This is a genomic window from Streptomyces sp. NPDC002577, assembly GCF_053594815.1.
Genome location: NZ_JBSFWK010000020.1, coordinates 49,724 through 64,874, shown reverse-complemented (window position 1 = coordinate 64,874; position 15,151 = coordinate 49,724). Strand labels below are relative to the sequence as shown.

General features: G+C 69.9%; 15 protein-coding genes and 3 pseudogenes. 10 read left to right on the top strand and 8 right to left on the bottom strand.

All coding sequences use genetic code 11. The annotated features are described in order from the left end of the window. Nucleotides 1–169: 169 nt before the first annotated feature. The gene (locus tag ACWD4J_RS24215) at nt 170–307 is read left to right on the top strand and encodes a hypothetical protein (RefSeq protein WP_451397512.1); all 138 of its coding nucleotides are present in this window, start codon (nt 170–172) and stop codon (nt 305–307) included. Nucleotides 308–603: 296 nt separating this feature from the next. On the opposite strand, the gene ACWD4J_RS24210 is transcribed toward ACWD4J_RS24215, so the two are convergent. Beyond that, on the bottom strand, nt 604–1,287 hold the full coding sequence (locus ACWD4J_RS24210; RefSeq protein ID WP_451397511.1) for an SDR family NAD(P)-dependent oxidoreductase: 684 nt from the start codon (nt 1,285–1,287) through the stop codon (nt 604–606). Between the two features lie 149 nt (nt 1,288–1,436). On the opposite strand from ACWD4J_RS24210, the gene ACWD4J_RS24205 reads away from it, so the two are divergent. The 3 genes from ACWD4J_RS24205 (at nt 1,437) to ACWD4J_RS24195 (ending at nt 3,879) form a co-directional block, all read left to right on the top strand. Then, entirely contained in the window at nt 1,437–2,135 is a 699-nt protein-coding gene (locus tag ACWD4J_RS24205) for a TetR/AcrR family transcriptional regulator (RefSeq protein WP_451397510.1), read from the top strand. 429 nt (nt 2,136–2,564) lie between these two features. Next, nucleotides 2,565–2,858 (top strand): hypothetical protein, encoded by a 294-nt coding sequence (locus ACWD4J_RS24200; protein ID WP_451397509.1) that lies wholly within the window; start codon nt 2,565–2,567, stop codon nt 2,856–2,858. A 586-nt stretch (nt 2,859–3,444) separates the two neighbouring features. Continuing rightward, nucleotides 3,445–3,879, top strand: a complete 435-nt coding sequence (locus tag ACWD4J_RS24195; protein ID WP_451397508.1) for a VOC family protein — start codon at nt 3,445–3,447, stop codon at nt 3,877–3,879. A gap of 161 nt (nt 3,880–4,040) precedes the next feature. On the opposite strand, the pseudogene ACWD4J_RS24190 reads toward ACWD4J_RS24195, so the two are convergent. After that, nucleotides 4,041–4,853 (bottom strand): annotated as a pseudogene (locus tag ACWD4J_RS24190) (LLM class F420-dependent oxidoreductase). Between the two features lie 14 nt (nt 4,854–4,867). Continuing rightward, nucleotides 4,868–5,365, bottom strand: a pseudogene (locus ACWD4J_RS24185) (zinc-binding dehydrogenase); the annotation flags it as partial. A gap of 44 nt (nt 5,366–5,409) precedes the next feature. On the opposite strand from ACWD4J_RS24185, the gene ACWD4J_RS24180 reads away from it, so the two are divergent. Beyond that, on the top strand, nt 5,410–5,577 hold the full coding sequence (locus ACWD4J_RS24180) for a hypothetical protein (RefSeq protein WP_451397507.1): 168 nt from the start codon (nt 5,410–5,412) through the stop codon (nt 5,575–5,577). A 3-nt stretch (nt 5,578–5,580) separates the two neighbouring features. Here the strand turns inward: ACWD4J_RS24180 and ACWD4J_RS24175 are convergent, their stop codons facing one another. After that, entirely contained in the window at nt 5,581–6,417 is an 837-nt protein-coding gene (locus ACWD4J_RS24175; RefSeq protein WP_451397506.1) for a 2-oxoglutarate and iron-dependent oxygenase domain-containing protein, read from the bottom strand. A 555-nt stretch (nt 6,418–6,972) separates the two neighbouring features. Between ACWD4J_RS24175 and ACWD4J_RS24170 the strand changes: the two genes are divergently transcribed. Both ACWD4J_RS24170 and metX read left to right on the top strand, forming a co-directional pair. Next, nucleotides 6,973–8,334 (top strand): bifunctional o-acetylhomoserine/o-acetylserine sulfhydrylase, encoded by a 1,362-nt coding sequence (locus ACWD4J_RS24170; protein ID WP_451397505.1) that lies wholly within the window; start codon nt 6,973–6,975, stop codon nt 8,332–8,334. Then, the gene (gene metX / locus ACWD4J_RS24165; protein ID WP_451397569.1) at nt 8,331–9,476 is read left to right on the top strand and encodes a homoserine O-acetyltransferase MetX; all 1,146 of its coding nucleotides are present in this window, start codon (nt 8,331–8,333) and stop codon (nt 9,474–9,476) included. Before ACWD4J_RS24170 ends, metX begins: the two co-directional genes overlap by 4 nt. Before the next feature lie 780 nt (nt 9,477–10,256). Here the strand turns inward: metX and ACWD4J_RS24160 are convergent. The 3 genes from ACWD4J_RS24160 to ACWD4J_RS24150 all read right to left on the bottom strand — a co-directional run bounded on the left by ACWD4J_RS24160 (nt 10,257) and on the right by ACWD4J_RS24150 (nt 13,518). Next, nucleotides 10,257–11,177 carry a TIGR03564 family F420-dependent LLM class oxidoreductase gene (locus ACWD4J_RS24160; protein WP_451397504.1) on the bottom strand — a complete coding sequence of 307 codons (921 nt, stop codon included), beginning with the start codon at nt 11,175–11,177 and terminating at the stop codon, nt 10,257–10,259. A 426-nt stretch (nt 11,178–11,603) separates the two neighbouring features. After that, the gene (locus ACWD4J_RS24155; RefSeq protein WP_451397503.1) at nt 11,604–12,455 is read right to left on the bottom strand and encodes an aldo/keto reductase; all 852 of its coding nucleotides are present in this window, start codon (nt 12,453–12,455) and stop codon (nt 11,604–11,606) included. 31 nt (nt 12,456–12,486) lie between these two features. Beyond that, a complete protein-coding gene (locus ACWD4J_RS24150) occupies nt 12,487–13,518 on the bottom strand; it encodes an alcohol dehydrogenase catalytic domain-containing protein (protein WP_451397502.1) in 1,032 nt (343 codons plus the stop codon). Here ACWD4J_RS24150 and ACWD4J_RS24145 point away from each other — a divergent pair. Further along, nucleotides 13,517–13,924, top strand: a complete 408-nt coding sequence (locus ACWD4J_RS24145) for an MmyB family transcriptional regulator (RefSeq protein WP_451397501.1) — start codon at nt 13,517–13,519, stop codon at nt 13,922–13,924. The genes ACWD4J_RS24150 and ACWD4J_RS24145 overlap by 2 nt on opposite strands. Nucleotides 13,925–14,060: 136 nt before the next feature. Here ACWD4J_RS24145 and ACWD4J_RS24140 read toward each other — a convergent pair whose 3' ends face one another. After that, nucleotides 14,061–14,582 (bottom strand): tetratricopeptide repeat protein, encoded by a 522-nt coding sequence (locus ACWD4J_RS24140; RefSeq protein ID WP_451397500.1) that lies wholly within the window; start codon nt 14,580–14,582, stop codon nt 14,061–14,063. Between the two features lie 131 nt (nt 14,583–14,713). Here ACWD4J_RS24140 and ACWD4J_RS24135 point away from each other — a divergent pair. Together ACWD4J_RS24135 and ACWD4J_RS24130 are read left to right on the top strand one after the other, a co-directional pair. Next, nucleotides 14,714–14,836: pseudogene (locus tag ACWD4J_RS24135) on the top strand (Atu4866 domain-containing protein); the annotation flags it as partial. An 8-nt stretch (nt 14,837–14,844) separates the two neighbouring features. Beyond that, nucleotides 14,845–15,015 carry an SRPBCC family protein gene (locus tag ACWD4J_RS24130; protein ID WP_451397499.1) on the top strand — a complete coding sequence of 57 codons (171 nt, stop codon included), beginning with the start codon at nt 14,845–14,847 and terminating at the stop codon, nt 15,013–15,015. Nucleotides 15,016–15,151: the final 136 nt, after the last annotated feature.

Genomic DNA, 15,151 nt, shown 5'->3' with positions numbered 1-15,151 from the left:
TGATGCCGCCCCTGGGAAGCGAGGAGGCTCTCGCGGGCGAGGGGTACCGCGCCGCCCCGCGTCGCTGTTTCGCGGGAGAGTGGGGCCCGACGGCATCCAAGCCAACTCGGTGGTGCCCGCCATCCGGACCCCGATGCCCTTGGAGGCCGCGTACGCGCCGAGCCCCGGCATGACCGTCAGACCGGCGTCGGAGCCGAAGTTGAGGATGGTGCCCGTTCCCGCCTCGGCCTTCCTGGCCGGTGACGGAGCACGCTTCATCACCGGCCAGATCATCGCCGTCAACGGTGGGCTCGGCATGGTCCGGTAACCGCGCCCGCAGCCGGCCTGCCATACGCCCGCGCCCCCGACAGCCGCTCCGCGTTCCACTGCGGCCGCAGATCCCGAGCCCGACCTGGGGTCACCTCAACGCCCCTCCGTCAGCTCCTCGCCGCCGCGTCTCAAATGGCTCGCACCGCTGCCGAGCTGCCGCTCACGAAGCGTTTCCAGCGGGCTTCGGGGCTGCGGAGGAACACGTTCACAGGAGCGGATACCTTCTTCAGGATCGCGCCGCGGCGCTAGCACGCCGCGGCGCGGTCGGGGTTCGACGACGGAGCCGGCACGGTGTCAGAGCTTGAACACGAGCTCGGCCTGATCGCGCTTGGTGGTGTGCAGCTCCCAGTAGAGGGGGGAGATCTGCTCGGGCTTGGCCGCCTCTACGCCGGGGATTACCGAGACGCCGATCGACGCGTCGATGCCGACGTGGGCGGCCTGGATACCGGTGCCGGCGTCGGCCAGCTCCTTGTGCAGGTTCATCGCCCAGTTGCGCAGCGCCGCGGCGGCGGCGTTGACGTTGGCGACCCGCGGGTCGGGCCAGATCGAGCCGGCGCCGGTGGTGTAGAGCAGGGTGCCCGCGCCGGCCTCGCGCATCGCGGGCAGCACGGCCTTCGTGGCGGCGATGGCCCCGTACAACTGGAAGTTCATCTCGAACTCCACATGGGACGGCTCGGTCCCGGCCGGAGCGGTCAGAGTGGTGATGCCGAACGTCCCCACCGGGGAGTACTCCAGGACGTCGATGCCGCCGAACTGCGTTGCGGCTTCCTTGAGCGCCTGGGTCAGCGCGTCGTGGTCGAGCACGTCCGCGGGGAACGCGGCGGCGGTGATGCCCTCGGCGGTGAGCTCGCCGACGAGGCCGTCGAGCTTCTCGCGGTTGCGGGAGATCAGGGCGACGTCGAAACCCTGGGACCCGAAGGTGCGGGCGATGGCCAGGCCCAGCTGGGGGCCGGCTCCGACGATGGCGATGCTGGTCACAGCGATCCTTTCGCAAAAACCTAGTTGAACGAAGCAGGCAAATCTGGATAGGGCTATCCAGTTTGCTGACCGGATAGCCCTATCCGGTTCGCAGCGACCACAGTACCACCCAAACTGGATAGGGCTATCCGATTGCTAGACTGGCTCGCATGACCCCTGCCGCCCAGCACCCCGAGGACACCGCCGCTCAGCCTCTGCGCAGCGACGCCGAGCGCAACCGGGAGCGGATCATCGCCGCGGCGCGCAGGGTGTTCGCGCGCGACGGGCTGGGCGCCTCCATGGCCTCCGTGGCCCGCGAGGCCGGGGTGGGAATCGCCACCATCTTCCGCCGCTTCCCCACGAAGGAGGAGCTGGTCGCCGCCGTCTTCTCCGACCGTATGGACGCCTACGCCGACGCGGTCGCTGTCGCCCTCGACGACCCCGATCCCTGGCACGGTTTCACCGGCTACATCGAGACCGCCTGCGCGATGCAGGCTGCCGACTACGGCTTCGCCGACGTCCTGACCATGTCCTTCCCCACCGCCAAGGCTCTGGAACAGCGCCGCAACGAGGCCTACGAAGGCATGGTGCAGCTCATCAGCCGCGCCAAGGCCGGGGGCCGTCTGCGCGAGGACTTCGACCCCTCGGATCTGGTGCTGGTGCACATGGCCAACGCCGGCGTCGTCAACGCCACCGGCGACGCCGCTCCCGACGCCTGGCGACGCGTCACCGCCCTGCTGATCCAGTCCTTCGAGACCCCTGCCCGCGGCCCCCTGCCCGACCCACCCGAACACGACGCCCTCTACAAGGCCATGCTCCGTGCCAGCCCGGCGGACCTCACCCCGCCGAAGCAGGGGAAAAGCAGCTGACCCCAGGGCCGGAACCATCGCAGCACCCCGACGGGCACGTCCGGTGGTGCGCCGACCAGCTGCGCCACAACCCCGTGTTCAACGCCCAGGTGTCCTGACTACAGCCACTCGCTGCTGCTTTATCCCCCACCGGCAACTCGGCTCATGGTCTCGGCCGTTGTCAGTGAGTGCCGAAGCCGCATTCGGCGATATCAACTCCGGCGGATGCTTTCCGCTCCGGTGATCAAGGCCCGACGCCGAACCCGACGAGCGCCAGCGGCCCGAGGCTCGCGGCGAGATGCGCCGGGCCCTGCGGCTGGAGGGAGCTTCAGGAGGAGCTGTTGGTGCCGGTTCGTGTGAGACGGACCATGGCACGGTACAGAGCAGCAGCCGCAGATCGAGTACACCTTCTACGGTGCCGTCACGGCCGCCCGCGCGGTGCTGCCTGCCATGCGGAAGGCCGGCGCCGGGACGTTGCTGTTCACCACCGGCGGCGGCTCCGTGCACCCCGTGCCGATGCTCGGCAACGTCAACGCGGCCGCAGGAGCCCTGCGCAACTGGGTGATCAACCTGCACAACGAGCTGGCGGACAGCGGCGTGTACGCCGCGCACGTAGCGATCAACACCTGGATCGGTGAGGGTGGGCCGGAGGGCTTCCCGACGGCCACGCCCGAGCAGATAGCCCCCTTGTACTGGGAACTGCACGAACACCGCGACCAGCCCGAGGCCGTCTTCAACGGCTGATCGCCGGGGGAAAAGGTCGACGGCACCGACGTAGCGGGCCCTGTTACACGCCGCGTATCTCGGCGAGCTCGAGACGGTACTTGGTCGTCTCGTCGGCAGCGGGCGTACCGAGCCTGGTGGCCTGCAGGCGCAAGTAGCGGCCACTGGCGGAGGTGGGTGTGTACGTCTGGGCGGCTCCATTGGGGTTGCTCTGCCCTGTGACGGTACGGACGGTCGTGTACGAGGTGGTGTCGGCGCGGGTCTGCAGGGCGAAGTCGACAGGGAAGCCCGCTGTGCCGCCACCGGCTCCACCGGTGTGTTGGCCGGGTCCGGGCGTGCATGGCTCGGGGTGGTTGCGGTTCCGGTCCTCACTCGGGAGGAGTTCTCTCCCGAGGTGCGGCCCCGGGTCGGCAGGCTGCCGTCGGGAAACGCGGCGAGAGTCGTGGCCGCGGTCTGGTCCGGAACGGCGGGCAACCTTGGAGGCATCGGCATTGGTTCCTCCCTGCGACCACACGACACGGCAGCGGCTAGCAGGGGCTGTCCTCCCGACAACATGCGGATCCACGCCGGGAGATGAGCAACAGAGTCCCCTTGCTATGGTGCGCGGATGTCATCGATCAAGCAGTTCCAAGTCACGTTCGACTGCGCAGAACCTGCGCGCCTCGCCGGTTTTTGGTGCGAGGTGTTGGGGTACGTCGTACCGCCGATCCCGAAGGGGTTTGCCACTTGGGAGGACTACTATCGCTCGCTGCCGCCTGAGGATCAGGTCACCTACTTCGCATGCAGTGATCCCTCGGGTGCGGGCCCGCGCCTGCTCTTCCAGCGCGTTCCCGAAGGGAAGATCGTCAAGAATCGGGTGCATCTCGACGTGCGGGCCGGCACCGGACTCATGGGTGAAGAGCGCCTCGCCACACTGGAGGCCGAATGCGCACGACTGGTCGCGCTCGGCGCGGTACACGTGCGAACGCTGCTTGCCGATGACGACAACGAGTCGTGCATCCTGATGCAGGACATCGAGGGCAACGAGTTCTGTCTCGACTGAGCATCCTCCGCGACGGCGAGATCTGGGGGAGCCCTCTCCCTCGGGCCTCTCTTCAAGGTGGTCTCTTGTGGGGCGGAAGTCTTTCTGTGAGGGCGAGGGGTCGGTCCGCTGCCGACGCCGGCCCAGCCGCAGTGACCTGTGCGGACTCGCCCAGAGGTGGCTTACTGCAGGCGGTCGCCGAGGCGGAGGGCGATCCGGTCAACGGTTCGGGTCATCTGCGCAGTGTCCTGGGGCCGCACCCAGAACAGGACACGGTCGACTCCGGCAGCGGCGTAGGCGTCGACGTCGTCGAGTTCGCCGCCGAAGAGCGTTACGGGAATGTGTTGGTCGCTGCCGGGCTTGCGGGCGGTCTTCTTGAACTCCGCGATGTGGTCGAGGACTCCGGGGCGGAGCATGGGGATCCACTCGTCGCCATAGGCGACGACGCGCTTGGCGACGTTGGGGCCGTTGCCGGCCACCAGGATCGGCGGGTGCGGCTTCTGGACGGGCTTAGGCCAGGACGTGATGCGGTCGAAGTTCACGAAGTCGCCGTGGTACGAGGCGATGTCGCGGGTCCAGATCCGACGCATGGCTTCGACACGCTCGCGCATCACACGCCAGCGGTCGTCCGGGTTCGTGCCGTGGTTGCGCATCTCCTGGTTGATTCAGCCCGGTCCGACACCGAAGTTCATCCGGCCGCCGGACAGCACATCGACGGAGGCGACTTCCTTCGCGGTCACGATCGGGTCCCGCTCGGTCACCAGCAGCACGGCCGTGCCGATCTGGAGGTGGGTGGTGGCCTGTGCGATGGCGCCGAGGGCGACGAAGGCGTCCATGCCGTTCTTGAACTCGGGGGCGAGGTTCAGCACGTCGTAGCGCTCGGGTGTGACCGCGGGGATGTGGGTGTGGCCGGGCATGAACAACGACTCGAAGCCGCGGTCCTCCAGCAGGACGCTGAAGTCGCCGGGCGGAGTGGCGTCCCGTGTGGGGAACATGATGAAGCCGTACTTCACGACGACGCCCCGTCCGGTTGCGCGACGGTGACGACGATCTTGCCAACCTGTCCGCCGGCCTCCAGGTAGCGGTGGGCGTCGGCGATGTCCTCCAGCGGGAAGGTCCTGTCGATGACGGGGGTCAGCTCTCCCTTGGCGAGGCCGTCCCTGACGAACTCGACGGCGCCGGCACGCCGCCCGCTGTCGGTGGTGATCTCGAAGAGTTCGAAGCCGCGGATGGTGAGGTGCTTGAAGAGCACCGCACCCACGTCGAGCTGCGCGGGGGTGCGGTCCAGGAGGCCGTAGACGACGATGACGGCCTCGTGAGCGGCGGCCGCGACCAGATCCGCCAGGGCCGGGCCGCCGACCGGGTCGAAAATCACGCGGGCGCCCGCGCCTGCGGTCAGTTCGCGCACCCGGGCGACGACATCCTCCTCGGCGGTGGCGATGACCGCGTCGGCCCCGGCGTTCAGGAGCTGCTGCCGCTTGCCGCCACTGCGGGTCAGGGCGATGGCGCGGGCGCCGGCCTTGTGGGGACCCGGTCGAGCACCGGCAGCGGGTGACCTCGCGGTCGGTGGACATCCCCGGTCTGCCGCTGCCCGACTGGCAGCAGGTGATCGAGCGCCACTACGAGCCGTGGGACCGCGAACGCATCGTCGTCGACACCGCCGGGCAAGCCCCGGACGAGTCGCTCGCCGCGCTTCTACGCCGTCTCGACCTCGCCTGAGCGTTAGCGGACGGCGGCGTGGGGCACGGTCGCCGCCAGGTCGTCCCGTACCGGGCCGATCTCGGCGAAGCGCGGCAGCAGGTGTTCGGCGACCTGCTCGGCCTCCTCGATGAGCGGCCAGCCGGCCAGGATGAGGGCCGTCAGCCCGGACTGGCGGTGGGTCTCGGCCACCTGGGCGGTGATGGCATCGGGGTCGCCGACGTAGTACGCCGCCGAGGAGCCGGTCGCGAAGATGTCCAGGGGTGACCAGGCGGTGATGCCGGCGTACAGGCCGTCGGGGAGTCGCAGGTCGTCGGGCTCGGGGAGCACGGCCGCCTCGTCGTCGAACCACTGGTCGAAGTAGCCCTCGTCCTGTCCGAGTGCGGCCGCGAGGGCCCGCAGCACCTCACGGCTCACGCATAGCGCCTCCGCCTGCCAGCGCAGGACGATGTCACGCAACTCCGGTAGCGCAGAAGGCCATTGGTTGGGACCGACGAGCCGGAGATAGTCGGGATCGTCCGGGCCGGTCTCGAGCGCCTCGCGTTCCGGGCCGATGTCGATCTGCTCGCGCCAGTCGGCGCTGCCCGCCGTGTACTCGGTCCCGGTGCGCGTATAGCCGCGGAACTGCGGTGAGTTGAGGTTCTCGATCTCCAGCCGCCGCTGCTCTGGCAGCGCGAAGAAGGCGCGTGCCACGTGCAGCACCTCGTCCTGCAGTGATGCGGGGACGCCGTGCCCGGTGACATAGAAGAAGCCCACCTCGTGGGCGGCGGACCGGAGTTCGGCGAGGAAGGTGTCGCGGTCCGTGTCCGGGGCGCGGAAACGGGAGATGTCGATGACAGGCAGGGCTGTGGGGTGGGCCATGGGGTTCCTTCGCGGCAGCGGCGGATCAACTGCGACGGCACAACTTCCGTACCAGGACGGCTAGTTGCCGGTAGACGGGTGCGCCGGGAGCGAGTGGGGAGAGGAGAGGAAGGTAGTGGTTGTGGGCCGTCGAACGGCGATCAGCAACAAACCTGGTCGAACTGGTCGGCGCGGCGGCTCACCCAGAACGGGTCGAGCAGCACCATGTGTGCCGGGCCAGCGGTCTCCATGGCCGGATCAAAGCACACACGGGAAGGTGCGTCCACCACGCGTCCCGGCCGGTGAGACGACCACATTGTGCTGGTGCGTGAAGCGCCTGTGTGGTTACCTGGCTGCATGACCGTGCTTGTGACTCGCCGCCACGTGGACTACGTGCGTGTCACCACCACGGGTTGTTCCGCCGTGGGCTGACGTCGCGCCCCGGCAGCTGACCAGCCGCTTTCCCACCGCACTGTACTGACCGCTGCCCTCGTCCGGGCACGGGCTCAGCCTGCGGTTCCTTCGCCTTCCCCTTTCCGCACCCCGAGCACCGCCGTACCCGCACAAGGGAGAACCATGAGCCAGCCCATCGATTCCGTCACCGCAGGCCACACCCCCGAAGACGAATCCGCCGGACCCGACACATCGGCCTGGTCCTTCGAGACCAAACAGATCCACGCCGGTGCCGCGCCCGACCCCACGACCGGCGCCCGGGCGACGCCGATCTACCAGACGACATCGTTCGTGTTCCGGGACACGCAGCACGCCGCCGACCTGTTCTCGCTCGCCGAGCCCGGCAACATCTACACCCGCATCCACAACCCCACCCAGGACGTCTTCGAGCAGCGCATCGCCGCCCTGGAGGGCGGGGTCGCGGCCGTGGCACTGTCCTCCGGGCAGGCGGCGGAGACCCTGGCGATCCTCACTCTGGCGAGCTCCGGCGACCACATCGTCTCCAGCACGTCGCTGTACGGCGGCACGTACAACCTGTTCCGGCACACGCTGCCGAAGCTGGGCATCGAGGTGTCCTTCGTCGACGACCCGGACGACTTCGAGGCCTGGCGAGCGGCGATCCGGCCGAACACCAAGGCACTGTTCGCGGAGACGCTGGGCAATCCGCGCGGAAACGTGCTCGACGTGCGGGCCGTCGCGGACGTGGCGCACGAGGCAGGCGTGCCGCTGATCGTGGACAACACCGTACCGACCCCCTATCTGCTGCGGCCGATCGAGCACGGCGCGGACATCGTCGTGCACTCGGCGACCAAGTTCCTGGGCGGGCACGGAACAGCCATCGCGGGTGTGGTCGTCGACGGGGGCACCTTCGACTTCGGGGCGCACGCCGAGCGGTTCCCGGACTTCACCGAGCCCGACCCCAGCTACCACGGTCTGCAGTACTGGCCGGCGCTCGGCCCGGGCGCCTTCGCCGTAAAGCTGCGGGTGCAGTTGCTGCGCGACCTCGGTCCGGCCATCGCGCCGCACTCCGCCTTCCTGCTCCTGCAGGGCGTGGAGACGCTCAGCCTGCGCATCGAACGGCACTCCGCGAACGCCCAGGCCCTGGCCGAATGGCTGGAGCAGCGCGACGAGGTCGCCGCCGTCCACTACCCGGGACTGCCGTCCAACCGCTGGTACGAGGCGGGGCAGCGCTACCTGCCGCGAGGCACCGGAGCGGTGCTGGCCTTCGAGCTGCGGGACGGCGTCGAGGCGGGCAAGCGGTTCGTGGACGCCGTCGAGCTGTTCAGCCATCTCGCAAATATCGGCGACGTACGCAGCCTCATCATCCACCCGGCATCCACCACCCACAGTCAGCTGGACGAGGAGCAGTTGGCGGCCACCGGCACCTCCCCCGGTCTGGTACGCCTTTCGGTCGGCATCGAGAACCTCGCCGACCTCAAGGCGGATCTGGAGGCCGGTTTCCGCGCGGCGAAGGGCGCGTCCTGAACACCGTACTGACGCCCTCGCAGGTCCCCCTCCCGCCGGCCTCCGGGGCCTGGCGGGAGGGGGCCCCGCCCGGGCGTCGCCAATGGTTTGTACGCGAGAGGCCGCTCCCCTTGGAGACGGGCGGTGAACTGCCTGGTGTGCGGCTCGCGTTCGAGACCTGGGGGCGGCTCGCGCCGGATCGCTCCAACGCAGTGCTGGTGCTGCACGCCCTCACCGGCGACAGTCATGTGGTCGGCCCCGCCGAGCCCGGCCACCCCACCCCCGGATGGTGGGACGGACTCATCGGACCCGGACGCGCGCTCGACACAGACCGCTGGTTCGTCGTCGCCCCGAACGTGCTCGGCGGCTGCCAGGGCAGCACCGGTCCGTCCTCCCCGCGCCTCGACGGACGACGCTGGGGCGGCGACTTCCCGTTTCTGACACAGCGCGACCAGGTCGCGGCCGAAGCCGACTTGGCCGACGCGCTGGGCATCGATCGCTGGGCCTTGGTGGTCGGCGGTTCGATGGGCGGGATGCGGGCCTTGGAATGGGCCGTGGCGCATCCGGAGCGGACGGACGCGCTCCTGCTGCTCGCCACGGCAGCCTCGGCGAGTGCCGAACAGATCGCCTGGGCCAACATCCAACTGCACGCCATCCGCTCCGACCCGAACTGGCGCGGCGGCCACTACCACGACACCGGCCAGGGGCCACACGCCGGGCTCGGCCTGGCCCGACGGCTCGCCCACGTCACCTACCGCAGCGAGCCGGAACTCCAGGTCCGCTTCGGCCGCTCGCCCCAGGGCGAGGAGGACCCGTGGTACGGCGGCCGATACCAGGTCGAGTCCTACCTCGACCATCATGCGGCCAAGCTGGTGCGCCGCTTCGACGCGGGCAGCTACATCGTGCTGTCCGAGGCCATGAACAGTCACGACATCGGCCGCGGCCGCGGCGGCGTACGCGCCGCCCTGAGCCGGGTGACCGCCAGGACCCTCGTGGCCGGGGTCGACTCCGACCGCCTCTACCCACCGTCCCAGCAGGCGGAGTTGGCGGCGGGCATCGCCACGGCGGATGACCTCCGGGTCATCGAATCCCCATACGGCCACGACGGCTTCCTCATCGAAGTGGAGCAGGTCTCCGCACTCGTGGGCGAACTCGTTCCATAGGCTCTCCCCGACTGCCGGAGTCAGGCAGGCGGCTCCCTCAGCGAGAGTCGGCTCGGCGCCGACGATGCCATCAGGCGCAGCCTCGGCGACGCACCCGGTATGCCCTGCGCCGTGCGTGAACCGGTCCTTGCGGAGGCTGCGTACGGCGATCTCACACGTTCCCCGCGCCCACCGCACCACGCCGGGCGGAGAGCACATGGCGCGCCTTCTTGCGCGGTCACGCCGGCCCCCTGCTCGCTTGTCGGCACGAGCACCCGTCGAGGATCACGCGCCACAGAATCCTGGTCGTCGAGGAGGATCACGCCCTGCGTGACACCCACCGGATCGCCGCTCGCACCGGCCTTCGGCCGGATCTGTCACGGTGAGCGTGGGTCCGGGCCCGCTCAGCCCGCGAGGCGTCGGCGGCGGGCCCGCTGTCGGCAGGTTGCGCCGCAGTAGCGCGCCGGGCGGCCGGTGGGCCAGGTTGGGAGCGAGGTGCCGCACTCCTCGCAGCGCGCCGTGGGGGTGGGACCTCCCCGTCACGAAAGATGTGGAGTTTCGGGCTCTGTCGGAGATCTTGGGGTACCACGCTCCGCTCCCACCTCGGCCTGCGTGAACCAATCACCCACCGCTCAGCACCCGACCGCCGCCAGGCGAGCTGACCGCCGACGTCCGCGCCGCTGGGCTCGGCGGTTCCTGGCCCAGGGCGACGGTGACCAGGGCCGCCCTGAACGACTGGGCGGTCCTGCTGCTCTCCGCGGCCGTCACCGTTCTCAACAACCTGCCTGCTCCCAGGGCCTCTCAGCCGTTCGCGAGCTCCCCGAGCAGCTTCCAGGTGCGGCGTCGGTCCGCCTCGCTGCCGAGGTCCGTTTCGGTGAACACCACCTCCGTCGCCCCGGCCTCGCGGTATCGGCGTACTTCGGCGGCGATGGTCTCCTCGTCGCCGATGACGGCCAGGTCGACGGCGCGTGTGCCGCCGGAGAGTCCGATGACACGCTGGTAGGAAGGAAACTGCTCGTAGAACGCGAGCTTCTCGGTCGCGGTCTCCCGTACCGCCTCAGGGTCGGCGGTGACCACTCCGGGCACGAAGGCCACGATCCGGGGTACCGGCCGGCCCGCCCCCTCGGCGGCGGCGGTGACGGCCGGGACGATGTGTTCGGCGAGGGCGCGCGGGCCGGCGAGGAGCGGAAGGATGCCGTCGGCGAGTTCGCCGGAAGCGCGCAGGGCCTGCGGTGCCATGGCGGCGACCAGGAGCGGCACCGGCGGTTCGGCGCCGCCCGGTACCGTCGCCGGCAACGGTGTCGTAGCGGTCAGCAACTCGCCGTGGAAGTCGGCCCTGCCCGTCTCCACCAGTTGGCGCAGGGCGGTGAGGAACTCACGGAGCCGGCCGATCGGGCGGTCGTACGGGATGCCGAAGGCCGCCTCGGTCAGGTATTTGGTGCCGAGCGCGAGCCCGAGGTGGTAGCGGCCGCCGGTGGCGGCCTGGGCTGTCTGGGCCTGGCTTGCGACGAGCAGCGGATGGCGGCCGAAGATCGGGATCGCGGCGGTCCCGACCTCGAGTCCGGGCACCTCGCGGCCGACGATCGCGGCCAGCGAGGGAGAGTCGTACGCGAAGGTCTGCCCGAACCAGGCGGAACGCAGCCCGGCCTCGTGAGCCTCCCGTGCGAGCTGCACCGTGGTGTCGATCCGGTTCTGGAAAGCGAGCGTCACACCGATGGTCATACATGGGGCAACCCACATACGAGCGAGGGGCATTCCCCTTCGTGCATGACAGGTTTGTGGCGGCCGCGTAACGGCGATGACTGGGCCATTGCCGCCATTGACGGACAGCAACACCGCTCCACAGGCTCCCGATCGGGCGTCGCAGCGGGTGAGGCTGCTGATCTTGCGCGCCAGTACTTCGGTGTTGCCGACCTGCAGGGTGGTGCGTCCGCCGCAGAAGCAGTTCTCGCCCGGACGCGAGTAGTAGGCCGGCAACACCCTGCGCCTGCTCGGGGTCGTCGCGGACGACCCCGGAAACGTCGTCTTCTGACGCTCGGTCTCCTGCCCCCGCGGGCGAGGAGCAGCCGGCGAGGTGGGCTCCGGTCGCGGCGCTGAGGCCCGTCATCAAGGTGGCGCGCAGGAGGGCGCGTCGTCGTGGCGCGGCAGTCATGTGTCGAGGCGGCGCTTGGCGAGCCAGGTGACGATCTCCGGGTCGTGGTGGTCGAAGAACAGCGAGCTGCCGGTGTCCAGGGTGGCGATCTGCACCATCTGCTCATCGGTGAGCTGGAAGTCGAAGACGTCGATGTTCTCCGCCATGCGCTCGGGCCGCACGGACTTGGGGATCGCGACGACGCCGCGCTGGGTGAGCCAGCGCAGCACGACCTGCGCCACCGACTTGCCGTACTCCTTGCCGATCTCGGCGAGCAGCGGGTTGGTGAACAGGTCGTTCCTGCCTTCGGCAAAGCCGCCCCAGGGCTGGATCTGCACCCCGTGTTCGCGCATGAGGTCCTGGTAGTCGGTGCGCTGGAAGAACGGGTGGGTCTCGATCTGGTTGACCGCGGGCACGATCTCGTTGTTGACGATCAGGTCGATCAGCCGGTCGGGGTAGAAGTTGGCGACACCGATCGCCTTGGCGCGGCCCTCATGGTTGAGAGCTTCCATGGCGCGCCACTGGCCGTAGACGTCCCCGAAGGGCTGGTGCATCAGATACAGGTCGAGGTAGTCCAGGCCCAGCTTGTTCAGCGACGTCTCGAAGGCCCGCCGGGTGTTGTCCTCGGCCGGGGAGTCCTGCACCCACAGCTTGGTGGTGACGAAGAGCTCGTCGCGCGCGATGCCGCTGGACTTGATGGCACGGCCCACGGCCTCTTCGTTGCCGTAGGCGGCGGCGGTGTCCAGGAGGCGGTAGCCGGCGGCGAGGGCGTCGGAGACGGCGCGCTCGGTGTCGTCGGCGGGGATCTGGTAGACGCCGAAGCGGAGGAGCGGCATCTCGACACCGTTGTTCAAGGTCACGTACTGCATGGGGATGTTCCTCTGCTGAGGGTGAAGGTGGTCAGAGGGTGATGAGGGCCTTGAGGACCTGGCGGTCGGCCATGGCCCGGTAGGCGCTGGGAGTCTGGTCGAGCGTGAAGTGGCGGTCGAAGACCCGGCCGGGGGTGATGGCGCCGTCCAGGACGTCGGGCAGAAGCTGCTCGACGTAGGCGCGAGCCGGGCTGGCCCCGCCGGTCAGGGTGATGTTCCGCATGAACTCGGCCGGGCCGATCGGGCCTTCCTCGTACTGCGGGACGCCGAGCCGGCTGATCGTGCCGCCGTCGAGGACCGCGCCGAGGGCGGTGTCCAGGCTCTGGCGGGTGCCGACCGCCTCGATGACCCGTCCCACGCCACCGTTGGTCAGGTCGCGGGCACGGGTGATGCCTTCTTCGCCGCGTTCGGCGATCACGTCGGTGGCGCCGAACTCGCGGCCCAGGTCCGTCCGGGCGGTGTGGCGGCCCATGAGCAGGATCCGCTCGGCGCCAAGCCGCTTGGCGGCGAGCACCGCGCACAGGCCGACCGCGCCGTCCCCGATGACCAGCACCGTGTCGCCACGTCGGACGCCGGCGGTGACGGCGCCGTGGTGGCCGGTCGTCATCACGTCCGACAAGGCCAGAAGCGAGGGCAGCAGGGCCGAGTCGGCGGCCACTGGCAGCTTGACCAGGGTGCCGTCGGCGTGCGGGACACGTACCGCCTCGCCCTGACCGCCGTCGACCCCGTCGAAGCCGTACCGGCCGCCGTTGCGGCAGGAGATGTGCAGACCCTTCTGGCAGTAGTCGCAGGTGTTGTCGCTGTAGGTGAACGGGGCGACGACCAGGTCGCCGGCCTTGAGGCCGGTCACGTCCGCGCCGGTCTCCTCGACGGTGCCGAGGAACTCGTGCCCCATGGGGCGGCCGGTGCCGGTGGCAGGCATGGACTGATACGGCCACAGGTCGCTGCCGCACACGCACGAGGCGAGCGTGCGGACGACGGCGTCGGTGGGCTGGACGATCTTCGGATCGGGACGGTCCTCGACACGGACGTCGCCGGCTCCGTACATCACTGCTGCGCGCATGAGAAAAGTGCTCCAAAGGTGGGGGTGTACGCCGGTCGCAGGGGGCTCAGCGTTCGAGCATCTGCCGTCCGGCTTCCGTGTGGGTCTCGCCCGCGGCCGGTGGGCCGCTCGACCGACGGCTTCAAGGAAGGCGACTTCCGGCACGGCAACCCGCGCTTCCTGGGAGCGGTACGAGGTGACCGGGCGCAAGCCCGCGCACAAGACGTTCCACCACCCCCAGGTCGGCACGGTCACCCTCACGTCCCAGTCACTGCACGTCGAAGGCACCCCCGGCCAACGCATCGGCGTCTACACCGCCGAACCCGGCACCACCGACCACGACGCCCTGCTCCTGCTCGACATGACCGCACCGCGACCAGCGGAACATCCCGCGCCCGCCCCAAAAGCCACCGGTCAGCAGCCGTAAGCCGACGTATCTCTGCCGCGAAGGCGCAATGGTGAGGCTACTTGTTCTCGCCAGGCTTGCCGACGTGTTCTCCGTCGCCGGAGGTGTCGTCGCCGGGCTTGGCTTGGTCCGCGCCGATGCCACCACACCGCGCACTTCAGCTTTGCTCGCACTCTTTCTCCATGGTTCCGTACCGTTCCCACAGGCCGTCGGCCCAGGTCCGGTACGCCTCGGCGTCAGCGCACCCGGTGGCGTGGGCCAGCGCGTCCGCATACCCCTGCCATCCGCCGGCGGCGGCTTCCCACTCGGCCCGCAGTAGCCAGTAGGCGGCGCAGCCGGTCACGCCGCGTGCGGCGAGCGCGTCGAGCACCCGGCCAGCGTCGTCCGCCCTCCCCGCGGCGATGAGGCAGCCGACGGCCTCGGTGGCGAGGTTGAGGTCGCCCGGAAGCATCCGGCACGCCTTGAGGTAGCGGACGGCGGCCTGGTCAAGCCGACCCAGGGCCGCGTCCAGGAGCCCGAGGTTGCGCACCGCCCAGGCCGTCGGCCGCAGCGCCATCGCCCACTCCCAGTCGGAGCGGGCCCCATCCAGGTCCCCCGCCGCGAAGGCGAGCTCGCCGAGCCGCAGGTGGACCCGCCAGTCCCCGAGCGGGTTACTCGCGACCGACCGGCGCAGGGCCACCTCCCACTCCGGACCCGCGGCCGTGCCCGGATCCCGCGGGTCGACCCGGTCTTTGACGCCAAGGCCATCGCCGTTGAGCAGGTGTAGCCAGCGACGCTCCGCCTCGCCCTCGCTAACCCAGGATCCGTCCCGGCAACCACATCGACTACGTCGACGACACCGGCTTCACCGCCACCGGCGACGTCCGCGACGGCGTTCTCTTCCACGAGCACCTGGTGCTCTACCGCGAGGGCGACGAGCACGCCCGGCAGTGAGCCTGACCATGACCAAGGTCCACCTGCAGGTGACCGCCTCCGCAACCCCGGCCCAGGTGTGGGACCACATCAGCGACTTCTACGCTCTCCACACCTGGCAGCCGTTGATCACGGCCACCACCCCGACCCGGATCGCGCCGACACCCGCATCCTGGCGCCGGGCGACGGCGGCACCGTAGTCGAGCGACTCATCGAACAGACCGGCTGCTCCTGCCGCCACCGACTCCTGAGCGCGCCCCTGCCCGTACGGGACTACGAAGGCGTCATCGCCGTGCACGAGAACGCGGTGCTGCACCGTCAGACCGCCCGGGTCCG